Here is a 15,379-nt window from a genome sequence, read left to right on the forward strand (position 1 = left end):
GGGTCGATCCGCGAAGCGGAGCGGGGTGGGGGTATCGCGGAATTCAGCGTCGTCCCCCCACCCGGCTCGCTATGCTCGCCACCCTCCCCACAAGGGGAAGGGTAAGACCAGCGCTCAAGGTCTCACCTGTCCCGACCCGCGCACACGGTATTTGAACGACGTCAGCTGTTCGACGCCCACCGGTCCGCGCGCATGCATCTTGCCGGTGGCGATGCCGATCTCGGCTCCCATGCCGAACTCGCCGCCGTCGGCGAACTGCGTCGATGCGTTGTGCAGCAGGATCGCCGAATCGATCTCGTTGAAAAACCGCTCGACGGCTTGCGCATCCTCGGCGACGATCGCCTCGGTGTGATGCGAGGAAAACGTCTCGATATGCTCGATCGCACCACCGATACCGTCGACCAGTTTTACCGCGATGATGGCATCGAGATATTCTGTCACCCAATCGGCATCGGTCGCCGGTTTGGCGTCGAAAAACACTTTCAGCACCTCGGTATCGGCATGGATTTCGCAGCCGGCCGCGCGCAGCGCGTCGAGGATCGGCACCAGATGCGTGGAGGCAACCGCCCGGTCGACGAGCAGCGTCTCGGCGGCACCGCAGACGCCGGTGCGCCGCATCTTGGCGTTGACGGCGATCCGCACCGCCATATCGAGCTTGGCGGAACGGTCGATGTAGAGATGGCAGATGCCTTCGAGATGGGCGAAGACCGGGACCCGCGCCTCGGCCTGCACCCGTCCGACCAGGCTTTTGCCGCCGCGCGGGATAATGACGTCGAGGTTGCCGCCCAACCCCTTCAGCATCTCGCCGACGGCGGCGCGGTCGGTGGTCGGCACCAGCTGGATGGCATCCTCCGGCAGGCCCGCTTGCTTCAGCCCTTCGACCAGGCAGGCGTGGATGGCGGCGGAAGAATTGAGCGAATCCGAACCGCCGCGCAGGATCACCGGATTGCCGGCCTTGAGGCACAGCGCGCCGGCATCGGCGGTGACGTTCGGGCGGCTCTCATAGATGACGCCGACGACGCCGAGCGGCGTGCGCACGCGCTCGATATGCAGACCGTTCGGCCGGTCCCACTGCGCGATCACGTCGCCAACCGGATCCCGCAGCGCGGCGATTTCGCGGATGCCGTTGGCCATGGCGCGGATGCGCGCCGGATCGAGCTTCAGCCGGTCCATGAAGGAGGTGGAAAGCCCGGATTCATGACCATTCGAAACATCGATGGCGTTGGCGTCGAGAATGTCCTGCTCACGGGCCACGATCGCCTCGGCCATGGCCAGCAGTGCGGCGTTCTTGGCGGCGGTCGTGGCAATGGCCAGCGGCCGGGCGGCAGCGCGGGCGCGCCGGCCGATATCGGCCATCAGCGCGACAGTGTCATCCCCGGATTTTTCATGCAGTTTCAGCATGGCTCATCCTCCGCTTACATCGCCACCGACCGTGACTTGGTCACCGGCCCCTGTTTGGTCGCCGGCCCGTACTTGGTCACCCGAATGGCTCACCACAAGGTCGTCGCGGTGGATCATCGCCGAACGCGCCTCGTAGCCGAGCACGGTTTCGATCTCGGCCGTCTTCAGGCCCGCGATCCTTACGGCATCGGCGGCATCATAGGCAACCAGCCCGCGCGCGATCTCGCGGCCCTCGGGCGACAGGATCGCCACCGTGTCGCCGCGCGAGAAATTGCCGCTGACCAGCTTGACGCCGGCCGGCAGCAACGATTTGCCCGACAGCAGCGCGCCGATGGCGCCGGCATCGACCGTAAGCCGGCCGGCCGGCTCGAGCTGGCCGGCGATCCAGGTTTTGTAGCCCTTGACCGGGTTGCTGCTCGGCCGAAAGAAAGTAGCGCGCTCGCCGCGTTCGATCGCCATCAGCGGCGACAGCCGAGTGCCCGACGTGATGATCATCGCGGTGCCGGCGGCGGTCGCGATCTTGCCGGCATCGAGCTTCGTGCGCATGCCGCCGCGCGACAGCTCGGAAGCGGCCGCACCCGCCATCGCCTCGATATCAGGCGTGATGCGGTCGACCACCGGAATGAATTTGGCGTTGGGGTCGCGCGCCGGCGGCGCGGTGTAGAGCCCGTCGATGTCGGAAAGCAGCACCAAAAGATCGGCGCCCATCATGGTGGCGACGCGGGCCGCCAGCCGGTCATTGTCGCCGTAGCGGATTTCGGAAGTCGCCACCGTGTCGTTCTCGTTGATGACCGGCACTGCCTTCATCTTCAAGAGTGTCGAGATCGTCGCCCGCGCGTTGAGATAGCGGCGGCGCTCCTCGGTGTCGCCGAGCGTCAGCAGGATCTGGCCCGATTTCAGGCTGCCCTTGCCGAGCGCGTCCGACCAGGCGCCGGCCAGCGCGATCTGTCCCACGGCTGCCGCCGCCTGGCTCTCCTCCAGTTTCAGGGCTCGCTTGCCGAGGCCAAGGATGGTGCGGCCAAGCGCGATGGCGCCGGACGACACGACGAGGATTTCAGCGCCGCCCTGGGCCAGCCCGGCAATGTCGTCGGCGAGCGAAGCCAGCCAGTCGCGCTTCAGGCCCGTCGTGCGGTCGACGAGCAGCGCCGAGCCGATCTTGACGGTGATGCGCCGATATTTTCTCAGCGACTGCATGACCCTATTTGTCCCAGCGCGTCTCGACCGGCGCCGCGATCTGCGCGCGCGCCTCAGCAATCACCGCCATCAGCGCCCGCTGCACCGCCTCGACGCCCTCGCCGGTGACCGCCGACAACAGCATCGGCGCGCGGCCGGCAGCGCGTTTCAGCGAGGCGACCTTCTTCTTGCGCGCATCGGCGTCGAGCGTGTCGACCTGGGAAAGCGCCAGGATCTCGACCTTGTCGGTGAGGCCATGGCCATAGGCGTCGAGCTCGGCTCGCACGGTCTTGTAGGCCTTGCCCGGATTTTCCTCCTGCGCCGAAACCAGATGCAGCAGCACACGCGTGCGCTCGACGTGGCCAAGGAAGCGATCGCCGATGCCGACGCCCTCATGCGCGCCTTCGATGAGGCCCGGAATGTCGGCGATGACGAATTCGCGCGCGTCGATGCGGGCAACGCCGAGGCCGGGATGCAGCGTCGTGAAGGGATAGTCGGCGATCTTCGGCTTGGCTGCGGTGACCGCCGCCAGGAATGTCGACTTGCCGGCATTGGGCAGCCCGACCAGCCCGGCATCGGCGATCAGCTTCAGCCGCAGCCAGATGTTGAGCTCTTGCCCCGGCAGGCCGGGATTGGCGCGGCGCGGCGCCTGGTTCGTCGAGGTCTTGAAATGCTGGTTGCCGAAACCGCCATTGCCGCCCTTGGCCAGCAGAAAGCGCTGTCCGACCACGGTCAGGTCGCAGATCAGCGTCTCGTTGTCTTCTTCGAACACCTGCGTTCCGGCCGGCACTTTCAGCGTGACGTCGGCGCCCTTGGCTCCGGTCATGTTGCGGCCCATGCCGTGGACGCCGGTCTTGGCCTTGAAATGCTGCTGATACCGGTAGTCGATCAGCGTGTTCAGCCCGTCGACCGCCTCCAGCCAGACATCGCCGCCGCGGCCGCCGTCGCCGCCATCCGGCCCGCCGAACTCGATGAATTTTTCACGCCGGAACGACACCGAACCGGCGCCGCCATCACCGGAGCGGATGTATACCTTGGCTTGATCGAGAAATTTCATGAGATTGTACAGTTTCTACTAGTGGCTTTGCGGCATTGCTCTAAACCTTGGCCCTTGCTCTAAACCAAGGCGCGGCGAAGGGCGAGGCCGTTTTGTGACAATGGCCATGTGGGTTGGCCGGAGAGACGTCGGAATGAAGCTTGTAACCTACAACATCCAGTACGGCATCGGCCTCGACGGGCAGTACGATGTCGGGCGCATCGCCGATGCCGTGCGCGGAGCCGACGTGATCGCTTTGCAGGAGGTGACCCGCAACAATCCTCGGAATGGCGGCCGCGACATGGTCGCCGAGATCGGCGAGGCGCTGCCCGACTATTTCGCCGTCTATGGCAGCAATTTCGAGGCCAATATCGGTTCGCACATCGACAACGGCCGTGCCGTGACGAAAACCTTCCAGCTCGGCAACATGGTGCTGTCTAGGACGCCCATTCATCTGTCGCGCAACCTGCTTTTGCCGCGCAGCCGCAGCTTCGAGATGATGAACTTCCAGCGCGGCGCGCTGGAAGCGCTGATCGAGACGCCGCTTGGTTTCATCCGCTTCTATTCCATCCATCTCGATCACCGCAGCCCCCTCGAACGCGCCAGCCAGATCCAGTTCCTGCGCCAACGCATGCTGAACTATGCGCTCGAAGGCGGAGCACTGTCCGGCGTCGCCGAGATCGGCCTGCCGGAACTGCCGCATCCCGAAGCCTTTGTCGGAATGGGCGATTTCAACATGCTGGCCGGCTCACCCGAATATGTCGAACTCGCCGGCCGGCCGGACCATGAATTCGGCATGCCGCTGACCGCCGACTTCGCCGTCGATGCCGCCTTGCGGCTGAACGCCACCGGCGACGATCTCATCAGTTGGGTTGATCCCAAGCAACCCACCGATCCCAGCCGGCACAAGCGCATCGATTATATCTTCACCAGCGCTTCGCTTGCCAGATCCCTGCAGCGTCTATGGGTCGACCGAAAGGCAGTCGGCTCGGACCATCTGCCAGTGTGGGTCGAGCTGGGCTGATGGCCATTCATCTGGCGGCGTTTTCGCGTTCGACGATCGCCATCATGATCGTATCGCGGTATTCCCCGTCGACATGGACGGCATCGCTCTGCACGCCCTCCCTGACAAACCCGACCTTGTCGTAGAGAGAGATGGCGCGAGCATTGTCGGAATGCACGGAGAGTTCGATGCGGACGAAACCGGCCCTGCGCGCTTGCGCCAAGGTTGCATTGATGAGCCGCAGTCCAAGGCCACGCCCCCGATAGGGAGGAACAATCCCCATCCCGAGGGAGCCGCGATGGGCATGGATGAGCCGATCATGGCGTGAGATGTCGCACCAGCCGACGACCTCGCCACGAACAACGGCCACGAACCCCGGATCGCCTCTCCCGATACGATCCATTGCGAAACTTCTGACTTGATCCAGCGGTGGCGCCTCAAGGAAGGACAAGTACTTTCGCTCACGCGCTACGACATCGAGCGCGCGATGAAAGCTTTCGATATCCCCAGGCGTCATCGGCGCGATCGCGGCCGTTTCAATATCGCTGCTGTCGACCATTGGCTTGACCGCCGTCATCCATCAGAAATGCACCCAGTTCCGCAGGCTGGTCCAGGTCTTGCGATCGAGCCGGTAGCGCTCGACGGGAACCTGGCCGGCGACGATCGAGTTCAGCATGCCCTGGCCGGCATACTGGAACCCGCATTTGTGGATGACGCGGCGCGAGGCCGGATTGATGACCCGCGTCGAGGCATGCAGGACCTGGATCGACGTCCTCTGGAAGGCGAGATCGACCAGCGCGTGCGCTGCTTCCGTCGCATAGCCCTTCTTCCAGTGCGGCTCGCCGATCCAGTAACCGAGCTCCAGCCCGCGATCGGTGGTGTTGAGGCCGGCGCAACCGAGGAAGGTGTCGGTGCCAGCCAGCGTCAGGGCATAAGCAATGCCGGCCCGGCGCGATTTGGTCATGGCCAGGAAAGCGCGCGCCTCGGCCTCGCCATAGGGGTGCGGCATGCGTGCCAGCATTTCGGCGACATGGCGGTTGTCGGCAAGCTCGACCAGCTGCGCGATATCGCCCTCGTGGGGCGCCCGCATCACCAGCCGCTCGGTGACCAGCACCGGGCAGTCTATCGCGTAACTTTCGTCTTCTGAGTCTTCCGCTTCGGCAACCATTTGAAAGTCCTCCAGGCACAAGAAAAAGGGGAGATGGAAACCCATCTCCCCTGATCCTTTTCCTGGCTTTGCCAGACACCGGTTCCCGAGATGGGCGCCGGTGTTCTAGTGCGGAACCGGCTACTCCGCGGCTTTGGCAATCGGGTTGACCGATACGTAGGTTCGGCCGTTGGCTTTTTTGTTGAACGTCACGGCGCCGGTCTCGAGCGCAAAAAGCGTATGGTCCGTGCCCATGCCGACATTGACGCCGGGATGCCACGTGGTGCCGCGTTGACGAATGATGATGTTGCCCGGGATGACGGCTTCGCCGCCGAACTTCTTCACGCCCAGACGCTTGGAATGCGAGTCGCGACCGTTGCGCGACGAGCCGCCAGCTTTCTTGTGTGCCATCTAACTAACTCCGTTGCGCCGCAAGGCGCCTAAAAGGCCTTATGAACGCGTTCGCGTTCCGTTTCAAGTCCGATCCGGCGACCTGGTCGCCAGAAAATTACTTCGCCGCCAATTCCTTGGCCTGCTCGCGCCAGTCCTTGATCTGGTCGGCGCTGAAGGGCATGTGCTCGTCGATCTTGGCGACATCCTTGTCGGTCAGCTTGGCGAGCTGCGCGAAGGTGATGATGCCCTGCTCGTTGAGATCCTTGGCTGCGACCGGGCCGATGCCCTTGATCACGGTCAGATCGTCCGGCTCACCCTTGGGCGCCTTGAACAGCGGCGCTGCCGCGGTCTCGGCTGCCTTTGTCTCGGCTGCCTTGGCCTTGGGCTCCTTCTTCGGCGCGGCTTCCGCCTGCACCTCGGTGGCGGCCTCGGCCTTCATCTTCTTCGGCGCCTTGACCGCTGCCGTCTTCGTCGGCTTGGCGCCACCCAGCAGGATCTCGGAAATCCGCACGGTGGTCAAAAGCTGGCGATGGCCGATCTTGCGGCGCGAATTCTGCCGGCGGCGCTTCTTGAAGGCGATGACGGTGCGGTTCTTGCCCTGCTCGACGACTTCGGCGGTGACCACCGCGCCGTCGACGAACGGCGCGCCGAACGTGACATTCTCGCCTTCGCCATGTGCGAGGACGTGGCCGATCTCGACCATATCGCCGACAGCGGCTTCGAGTTTTTCGATCTTCAGGAGATCGTTGGCGGCAACGCGATACTGCTTGCCACCCGTTTTAATGACTGCGAACATTTTTTGCCTTTCGCTGTTCGGTCGGCCTTGATGAGCCGCCTCTGGCGGTTCAGCCGTCTTTTTGTCAGTCTGCGGGTTCAAAAAACAAGCGGCGCGGAAGAACCCTCCACGCCGATTGCGCGCTGTCCCTAACCGAAGGTTGAGTGCGAGTCAAGGCAAACAGCTGTTGTCGGGACTGTTGTTGGCGGCCGAAGGATCGAGCGTGTCAGCACGACTGCACGACGTGACCGTCATCGAGGCAAGCACGCGTGACTGGTTACCAACCTACCCAGGCCTCGCCGCCGCTGAACCGTCGCGAATCCGCTGCTTGCCCGGCAAGCCAAATAACTGACGGATTGGCCTTGTAACCTGCCCGTTCAGCCGTTATCTAGTGCGCCGCGCCGGCAACGGCCGACCATGACCGCGGAGAGGTGGCAGAGTGGTCGAATGCACCGCACTCGAAATGCGGCATGGGTGCAAGCCCATCGGGGGTTCGAATCCCTCCCTCTCCGCCATTTAGCTTCCATAAAAATCCTTTCCTTTCAAAAGCTTCCTTGTTGCGCTTGACCAGCACGAAGCGAAACATATCTTAGACTGTGTAACAAACTGTGTAACATTAGAGAAAGATAATGCGACGTTCCGCAGCGCCAAAGCCGCATAAACGTGAAGGCATCTGGTATCTCGTCCGCAGGGTGCCGAAGGAATTCGCGGCGTTTGATCGCCGCTGCCTAGTACGCATTTCCACGGGCGTCGCCGTGGCTGACGATCCCCGCGGTGTACGGGCGCGAGATGCAGTGCAAAGCCTCGGCGCGGGGCTGGAGGCGTATTGGCGTAGACTGCGGGAAGGCCAATCCGCCGAGGCGGGGCTGCGTTTCGAAGCCGCGAGGAAGCGCGCGCGGTCATTTGGATTGGCCTATCGCACTAACGAGGAACTAGCAGCGGGGCCGCTCGACGAACTCATGGCCCGTATCAAGCTGCTCCTCGACAAAAAATCGATCGAGGACGCGCAGGACGTCTCGGCCGTCATGGGTGGGGAGAAGCGGCCAGCGGTCCGCCTGAGCGGTCTTATCAAGGAATTCGAGACGATCGAGCAACAGAACTTGCTGACCATGTCGCCCAACCAAATCAAGAAATGGCGTAACCCCAAAAAGCGCGCAGTTGCCAATCTGGTTGGAGTCATTGGCGACAAGGAGATCGCAAGCCTCACTCGGGACGACGCAATCGCGTTCCGCGAGTGGTGGCAAAAGCGGATCGTTGAGGATGGACTTGATATCGGTACGGCCAACAAGGACATCGGCCATGTTTCGAAAATGCTGCGCGTCGTCGATCTGACTCACCAGCTCAAGCTGGAGCCGGTTTTTCGAAACCTGCGTCTTTCCGGCGCCGTCCCCGGGCAACGCGCTGCGTTCACAGCGGAGTTCATTCAGGAGAAGATACTCGCTGAAGGCGCGCTCGACGGACTCAATGACGAAGCCCGCCATCTAATCTATGTGATTGCCGATACCGGACTCAGGCTTTCTGAAGCGGCAAACCTCACCACCGAAACAATCCACCTCGATCGAGAAATCCCGCATGTGCGGGTGCGCCCCAATGGCCGTCGCTTGAAGACCGGTCATTCAGCCCGTGACATTCCCTTGGTTGGCGGCGCACTTGCAGCCATCAAGCTCCATCCGGACGGCTTTCCTCGTTATCGCGACAAGGCCGCGTCACTTTCAGCGCTCGTCAACAAGGTGCTCGCCAGCAAGGAACTTCTGCCGACTTCCGAGCATAGTCTTTATAGCCTGCGACACACTTTCGAGGACCGGCTGACGGCAGTTGAGGCGCCGGAGAAGGTAATTGCTTCTCTGATGGGCCACAAATGGATCCGGCCCAAATACGGCGCGGGACCTTCGTTAGCGCAAAAGCGCGAGTGGCTCCAAAAAATCGCTTTTACCCCGCCCGGGCGAATGTGATTGCGGCGCCATCCAGGCCTTGAGAACCAACCTCACGGCTCCAGCTGTCCGAGCCATTTAGGTTGAGCGTGGCCAGCACGCGCTGCGCTCGCTCGCGATTTCCGAGCTTCCGCCGCATTTGTTCGACCTCGTATTCCAGCCTTTCGAAGGTCGGTATATAGGCATCTCCATGCCGGATGACCAAGTAGGCGGCAACAGCTAGACACCATTCTAGCTCCGTGGCCGATGGATCGGAAAAAGGGGCGACGCCATACCAAGACGAGCAACGCCTCTCGAGGGCTTCCGAACTAGGCAAACGGCCAGCATGTGGCATGGGAAAGAAACCTATGCCTGATCGACGAACCTAAAGTGCTCACGAAGCTTGACCGGTACGCGGGCCATCGGAGGGTTCTGCCTAAAACCGCCAAAAATTTTGAAACACCCATTCATCCGGCTCGAATTCAAAGGGATCGGCGATTTTTGGGTTATGGCTTGCAAGCATAGTTCAGCCCAGACAAGAACGCCTGATATCTTGTCGTGCACTGTCACCCTGCCAAATATGGTGCCGGCGACAACGGCAGTTTGGCGAGCAGAAGAATTCCCGAGACTGAGACGTTCTACGGCTTGGCCCATGTTCGCGCTCCTCCTCGATTGGAGACAGGATGGGCCATATGGAAGCGAATAAAAGGAGGTTGGTGACGAGTCTCGGTAGTGGAGTAGAAACGGGTGGAAAAGCTTGCGCTATTCGCCATCGGCGCCGCTAAGCGCATTTGAGAGAAGGGGCAGCGATCGCCAAGAGATGACGTCCGATCGCAAGCCGGCTAGAAATGCGACAGTGACGCGCCTTTTTTGGCACGACCTTAGCACCCGATCGGGCCTCAGCTGGTCGTCGTTGCGCAGCCGATCGGGTGCGATTTTTATAAAGCTCTCTTGGCTTTAGCTTTGAGAGCCCGTCATCGAGACAAATGCAAGGGAACGGTCCGCCCCCTGGGGACATTCGACATGCCGTGGCAGCTTCCTATGGTGAGCCAGCGCATTCCGATACACGTTTTCCGCGCTCTACCGTTGCTCCAGCACCTGTGCTGAGGCTGAGCGCTTGATCAGGACCCGACCGCTGCTGTTGCGGGATGGTGACTGGGTTGAGGTCGCGAAGACCTTGACCGCGGGTACGTTGTTCATCCCGATGAGCGCTGAGCCGAGAAGCAGCCAAGAACGCTTCCCGTAATCGAATCCTACGGGAACCGCGAAACCAGCGTCCAAAGGACGCAATTCTCCGACGTCGTTCACTCAAGCTCATCTCGCAACTTGAACGCTTGTATGAAGCCGCTGCATGTGCGCCGGTGGACCGGATTGCTGCTATCCAAACCACGTGCTCAGTTTCGCCCCCGTAATAACTCTACCGTCCGAAACGGCTTTCGCGCGTCAGGTCCACCCCACATGAAAGTTCCGCGAGCAGCACGGACGGAGAGGCCGGTCACAACTCCTTCGCGTGCTCTTTTACTACCGAATCAAGTGCCAAATGGAGAGGCACTGCCTTAGAGAACAGGAAGCCCTGCGCGGTTCTGCAGCCAAGCTTGTACAGAGTTTGCCGATCTGCCTCTGTTTCAACGCCCTCGGCCATGACCTCGATCCCGAGCGTCCTACCAAGATCAATCACCGCTTTGACAAGCAGCCGATTCTCCCGGGACTTGGCTAAGCCGCGAACGAAGCCCTGATCTATTTTCACCTTCCTGATCCGACTGTCCTTGAGCGATGCCAACGTCGAAAAACCGGTGCCGAAGTCATCGAGCGCGATAGAAATGCCAGCATGTGAAAGCCGGGCGAGCTTTTCATCCACTCTGTCCGGATCCACTGGGGCTTCTTCGGTAATCTCGATGTCGAACATCGTTGCAGGGAGGTCTTTTGCCGCCAGACCATTAAGAATCATCTCGTCAATATCGCCAGCTTCCAACTCGCACGGTGAAACATTCATCGCCACACGAACATCACGACGGTCAGCTTTGACCAAGCCCTCGATAAGAGCGCAACAGTCGGCGAATACCGTTTGAGTTAGCAGCTGAAGCATTCCAGTTTCGCGTGCCGCTGTCATGATCTCGGGCGGAGAAATGGGACCGTGAAGCGGGTGAGACCATCTTAGCAAGGCTTCAAAACTGACGACGGCTTCAGTTTCGAGTCTTACGATTGGCTGAAACCAAGCGACCAAGCTTCTCATCGTTATCGCCGAATGAAGATCGCGTTCGATTGACTGGCGGCGTTGCAACTCCCGGGCTAGCTCGGCATCGAACAGACAAAATTCATTCCTGCCGCGGCGCTTAGCTGTGTAAAGGGCGATGTCGGCCCGCAACAACATTTCCGTTAGTCCGGGGTTTTCAGCCAAGTAGATTCCTATAGACGCTCCAATGCGGACTGATGCGATCCCAGGATAGGGGCGAGCAAGCTTGGCTATGAGATTGGACGCGAGATTGGTGGGAGAAGGAGAATTCTTTCGCGAAGAAAAAACCAGCACGAATTCATCCCCACCGATGCGGGCGAGCGTTGAGCCCTCCGGTGCTTCTTCCTCTATTCGGCGGGCGATCCTGGCAAGCAGCTCGTCACCCGTTCTGTGACCGTAGGTATCGTTGACAGATTTGAACCCGTCCAGATCAATCAGCATGGCCACAAAGGGTCCATCGGTGTTCTCAAACTGATCGATTGCATGTTCGAGGCCCCGCCTGTTGAGGAGCGCGGTAAGATGGTCCTCCCTGGAATTGCGCTCCATTTCCGCGGCAAGCCGCTCGGCTTGATGTCTCAGGCGGCTCGCGTCACGGAAGCGCGCTTGTCCAACGAACGAGGATCGAACCAGGCCGCCCTCGAAAAGCAGGACGGCAAAAGCCAGAATGTAGTTTTCCGGGGCTCCCTTCGTCAGCAAACATGCGGCGGCAATGAGGAGTGGCGGTGTGATGAAGCATATCGCTGCCGCAGCATATGAGCTGCCGTACGTGACCGCGCCAGCTGAAATGCCCGCCAGAATTATTAGATGCAGCGATGCTTGAGACGTCGTGTATCCAGCCGTTAGGACGGCAAGGAATGACCAGGTGAATCCCGCCAGAAGAGCAAGCCTGCCAAACCAGCGAAGCCGCAGCCAAACCCGTGTCAGATCATCCTGGACTCCGGGTTCCTTCAGCTGATGACGGGCGAGTGCAAGGCGGGCGGCATTTATCGCATTAACGACCGAAAACCAGGCCGCGCCAGCAAGACCGTTCCCGGAAAGGGCCTGCACGGTCAAAATCAGCCCGGACAGCACAATGCTTATCGGCATTGAGACGAAAAGGCCTGCCCTCAGATCAGCGAGCTGGTCCTGAAGGATTCTCGCCTCCAGCGGATCTTCTTTTTCCAAGGCTGGACGGGTCAGCTTGCTTACTCCTGCTTGTCCGCAGCCTATGCAGCCCCCCTGAAGGACGGGTTAATTCTTCAATCGGAGATCAGCGTCGGGGAGCAGGATTACTCCGGTGCATCATGCACTCTCTCATCGCTCGCCCAGCACGCGCAAAAATGCGACTGCTGGTGCAGTATCACCGCTGGAGCTCCGCCGAAATCCCATGCCGGACAAGGGGAACATGTTGGGCAAAGCGAAGCCCCAGATGCCTTGCAAGCCGTGCCGCCAGGTGGTCTCTGGAGTAGAGTCCAACCAATATGTTCGTTGCATGGTAGAGCGGCGCCGCCGACAGGCGCAGCCGCCTTTCGTATATATGCAGCATGTCGGGGTCGCCAACATTGCGGCCGTCGCGGCACGCAGTCATGATTCCACGGGCGAGTTGCTTCTGGCTGCTGAGACCGATGTTGAATCCGTGAGCGGTCACCGGGTGCATGCCGATGGCAGCGTCGCCGATGAGTGCGGCGCTCGGCGCCCGGAATTTGTGCGCCCAGGTCGTGACCAGCGGATAGGTGTGGCGCTTGCTTGCCAAGGTCATTTTTCCAAGGCGCCCTCGACACCGTTTCGTCAACTCCGACAGGAACAAATCATCATCGAAGGCAAGCAGTCTATAGGCCTCGTTTGAGCGCAATGTGAGCAGCAGCGACGACATGCCCTCCGCGAGGGGCAATATCGCTATCGTCTGATGGTGATCGAACCATTCGATGGCGATCTGGTGGTGGGCGCGCTCGTGCCTCACTCGGCAAATCAGCATCGAGTGGCCAAGCCGGTTGATATCGGCGCCGATGCCTAGCAGATCACGCGTGGCGGACAAACGCGAATCCGCGGCAACAACCAGCCGAGCAGTTAAACGCGCGCCATTAGAGAGCGTTACGACTGCTCCTTCTTGGCTGTTTGTTGCATCGACGACCGAGTGGCCGCACAACAGCCGGGCGCGATCCTGCAAGCGGACGATTTTGAACAGCGCCTCGCGGATCCGGCAATTTGGAACCAAAACCCCCAGCGGTTCTCCAGAGTTGCTGGGAGGATCGAAACGAAGAGCGAATGCGCTCGAGCCGTTGAGCACGCGCGCGCCTTGAAGTGCTGATTTGTCCGAAGCCGGGATGACATCCCAGGCGCCGAGCTCGCGAAGGGTTCTGATCGAAGCGTTGGTCAGCGCGATTTCGCGACCATCGAAAGCCGGATTCGCCAGACTATCGAATGTGTTCTGTTCAACAACTGCCACCTTGAGTTCGCTTTGGGCAAGCGACGCAGCGAACGAAAGGCCGACCGGGCCGGCTCCAACGACAACGATGTCAAAATTATCGTCAGAGCCCATCAGCGTGCCGCCATCCGGTCGCCTATCCTCGTGTAACGGTGGAACTGAGCCGAGTGACATGAGCTCCGTGCCCGCCGCATTGCCTAAAGGCGCTGGGCCGGGAGATTCGCATCGATCGGCAACGAAGCACTCAAAGCGCTCAGAGGTGGATGCGGCTAACCGATCCCGCCCTTTCGCCGCGCAGCCGCGCAGATCGCCGCCAGCAAGCGAGACACTCGCGACGCTGGTCAGCGACGGCCGCGCCGCATCGATCGCCACATTCCACCTGGAACCCTTGCGCATACTACTCACGCTCCACGACGTCGAAGCGGGCTCTCTTGCGAGGGTGAGGGTATCGAACGTAGCGCTCTCTCTCGTCATCCCAGCCAAGGTAGCGGAAACTTTTATCCACGACCGCGCATATCTCATCAAGAACCTGCTGCATGGCTTCGATGTCGATGTCCTTGCAATTCAGTCGCCGATAGAGCAAAGCCCACGCGGCGACATAGTCGTCGAAATAGCGCGCGTCACTCGAACCAATGATCAACTTCGGACGGTTGATCGATTTCGAAAACGCACGTCCCAACCCCGATGATGCTCCGCAGCACGTTGACATCACGAGGATCTTCGGCGCTGGATGCGAGCCCTGGAACATTTTTACGAAGTCAGCCCAAAGAAGGCCACTTCGCCCACTGGACGAAGCGATCCCGTCACCATTGCCGTGCCCGGCGATGTGAAGCACGTCGCACTCCGCCTCCATCGCTCGTACTACAGCCTCACCAAATTTCGTTCGGTTCAACGCCATTTGGAGCTCCGCGCGGATGTTGACAGCCTTTAACAAGTGCTGCACGATCGGTCCCTCTTGCCTGTCGGCGAAGTAGTCATTTGCATTGTGGCAGTCGATGATGTGTACGGTGTTCATGGTACTCCAGCCGCTTGTTCGTTCATCGTCGTGACGAGCGGACACCACGCGCGCGGAACCGCGTGACGTGCGCTGGGTTCCGGTACCGTCGCATAGCCTCAAGGCGCGGGCCGGGAATCGGGATGGATCGGCAACGACGCACACAACCCATCAAAGGCGAAAGCTGTTGATCGGCCCCCTGTCCGCGCAAGCCACGCGGATGGTCAGCCAGCAAGCGAGATACACACGACGCCGGTCAGCTAATGGCTGCGCCGTAAGCACAAGGCATGGCCGACCACACGACAGAAAACCCAGAACCGTGAAGGTGCTGATAATGACGACCAATCTTTCCGTAAGTCATGCATTTCTCCGTCGAAGACTGGTCAATAGACCACGCCGATGAGTATGACCCTGATCTGGATCAGCCAGACATGACCAATCGGCACTGGCGGTTCACGGTCAGGTGATCGACCGTGACGTTCCACTTTGGAACCCGTGCGCACATTGCCAAGCTCTCGTCCGGCCACGCGAGGTACTCTCGTGGCATCACACGCCTCATACTGGGTGCAATGGGAGGCAGTCCTTCGCACGACAGAGGCTTTTCACAAATGTAGTGTGCAGCTTAGGTCAAGATGGTCATGGAGCATGGAGCATGGAGCATGGAGCATGGAGCATGGACAGCTTGTTCCCGACCGAGCCGGCTCGACTGACGAGCGCGATCCGCGCATCTTATGCACAGCGGATTGAAATCAGCGTTCCGGTTTGTCGTCCCGATCAATTAGTATCCGCTCGGCGGCTCCGTCGAGATCTTCGTATTGACCGCTTCGCAATGCCCAGACGAAGCCGGACACACCCAGTGCACCCAGAAAAAGGGCCACTGGTATGAGATAGAGCAACGTCGTCACGAGGA

Annotated in this window: 13 protein-coding genes and 1 tRNA gene; 3 read left to right on the forward strand and 11 right to left on the reverse strand. The window is 60.7% G+C overall.

The window, feature by feature from the left end; translation table 11 throughout:
• Positions 1-114: 114 nt before the first annotated feature.
• The 3 genes from EN990_RS14220 to obgE are packed head-to-tail and all read right to left on the reverse strand — an operon-like array spanning position 115 to position 3,631.
• The gene (locus EN990_RS14220) at positions 115-1,401 is read right to left on the reverse strand and encodes a glutamate-5-semialdehyde dehydrogenase (RefSeq protein WP_127385438.1); all 1,287 of its coding nucleotides are present in this window, start codon (positions 1,399-1,401) and stop codon (positions 115-117) included.
• Between the two features lie 3 nt (positions 1,402-1,404).
• A complete protein-coding gene (proB, locus tag EN990_RS14225; RefSeq protein WP_127368023.1) occupies positions 1,405-2,595 on the reverse strand; it encodes a glutamate 5-kinase in 1,191 nt (396 codons plus the stop codon).
• Positions 2,596-2,599: 4 nt separating this feature from the next.
• The gene (obgE, locus tag EN990_RS14230) at positions 2,600-3,631 is read right to left on the reverse strand and encodes a GTPase ObgE (RefSeq protein ID WP_013529067.1); all 1,032 of its coding nucleotides are present in this window, start codon (positions 3,629-3,631) and stop codon (positions 2,600-2,602) included.
• Positions 3,632-3,764: 133 nt separating this feature from the next.
• On the opposite strand from obgE, the gene EN990_RS14235 reads away from it, so the two are divergent.
• Complete coding sequence (locus EN990_RS14235; RefSeq protein ID WP_013529066.1) at positions 3,765-4,634, forward strand: endonuclease/exonuclease/phosphatase family protein; 870 nt, start codon at positions 3,765-3,767, stop codon at positions 4,632-4,634.
• Between the two features lie 7 nt (positions 4,635-4,641).
• On the opposite strand, the gene EN990_RS14240 is transcribed toward EN990_RS14235, so the two are convergent.
• From EN990_RS14240 to EN990_RS14255, 4 genes are all read right to left on the reverse strand, one after another.
• Positions 4,642-5,172 carry a GNAT family protein gene (locus EN990_RS14240; protein WP_127368022.1) on the reverse strand — a complete coding sequence of 177 codons (531 nt, stop codon included), beginning with the start codon at positions 5,170-5,172 and terminating at the stop codon, positions 4,642-4,644.
• A 21-nt stretch (positions 5,173-5,193) separates the two neighbouring features.
• Positions 5,194-5,781, reverse strand: coding sequence for a GNAT family protein (locus tag EN990_RS14245; RefSeq protein ID WP_164766114.1), 588 nt, complete (start codon positions 5,779-5,781; stop codon positions 5,194-5,196).
• A gap of 120 nt (positions 5,782-5,901) precedes the next feature.
• The gene (gene rpmA, locus EN990_RS14250) at positions 5,902-6,171 is read right to left on the reverse strand and encodes a 50S ribosomal protein L27 (protein ID WP_013529063.1); all 270 of its coding nucleotides are present in this window, start codon (positions 6,169-6,171) and stop codon (positions 5,902-5,904) included.
• A 97-nt stretch (positions 6,172-6,268) separates the two neighbouring features.
• Positions 6,269-6,949 (reverse strand): 50S ribosomal protein L21, encoded by a 681-nt coding sequence (locus EN990_RS14255; RefSeq protein WP_127368020.1) that lies wholly within the window; start codon positions 6,947-6,949, stop codon positions 6,269-6,271.
• Between the two features lie 404 nt (positions 6,950-7,353).
• On the opposite strand from EN990_RS14255, the gene EN990_RS14260 reads away from it, so the two are divergent.
• A tRNA-Ser gene (locus EN990_RS14260) sits at positions 7,354-7,443 on the forward strand.
• 114 nt (positions 7,444-7,557) lie between these two features.
• Positions 7,558-8,880, forward strand: a complete 1,323-nt coding sequence (locus EN990_RS14265) for an integrase (RefSeq protein WP_063169217.1) — start codon at positions 7,558-7,560, stop codon at positions 8,878-8,880.
• Between the two features lie 1,453 nt (positions 8,881-10,333).
• Here EN990_RS14265 and EN990_RS14270 read toward each other — a convergent pair.
• The 4 genes from EN990_RS14270 to ccoS form a co-directional block, all read right to left on the reverse strand.
• Positions 10,334-12,235: an EAL domain-containing protein gene (locus EN990_RS14270; protein ID WP_082826564.1), complete on the reverse strand. Its 1,902-nt coding sequence runs from the start codon at positions 12,233-12,235 to the stop codon at positions 10,334-10,336.
• Positions 12,236-12,410: 175 nt separating this feature from the next.
• A complete protein-coding gene (ubiM, locus tag EN990_RS14275; RefSeq protein ID WP_024502870.1) occupies positions 12,411-13,592 on the reverse strand; it encodes a 5-demethoxyubiquinol-8 5-hydroxylase UbiM in 1,182 nt (393 codons plus the stop codon).
• 280 nt (positions 13,593-13,872) lie between these two features.
• Complete coding sequence (locus tag EN990_RS14280) at positions 13,873-14,490, reverse strand: hypothetical protein (RefSeq protein WP_063169219.1); 618 nt, start codon at positions 14,488-14,490, stop codon at positions 13,873-13,875.
• Positions 14,491-15,218: 728 nt separating this feature from the next.
• On the reverse strand, positions 15,219-15,374 hold the full coding sequence (gene ccoS / locus EN990_RS14285; protein WP_081714250.1) for a cbb3-type cytochrome oxidase assembly protein CcoS: 156 nt from the start codon (positions 15,372-15,374) through the stop codon (positions 15,219-15,221).
• Positions 15,375-15,379 lie beyond the last annotated feature (5 nt).

The organism is Mesorhizobium sp. M7A.F.Ca.US.005.03.1.1 (assembly GCF_003997975.1).
GTDB lineage: Bacteria > Pseudomonadota > Alphaproteobacteria > Rhizobiales > Rhizobiaceae > Mesorhizobium > Mesorhizobium ciceri.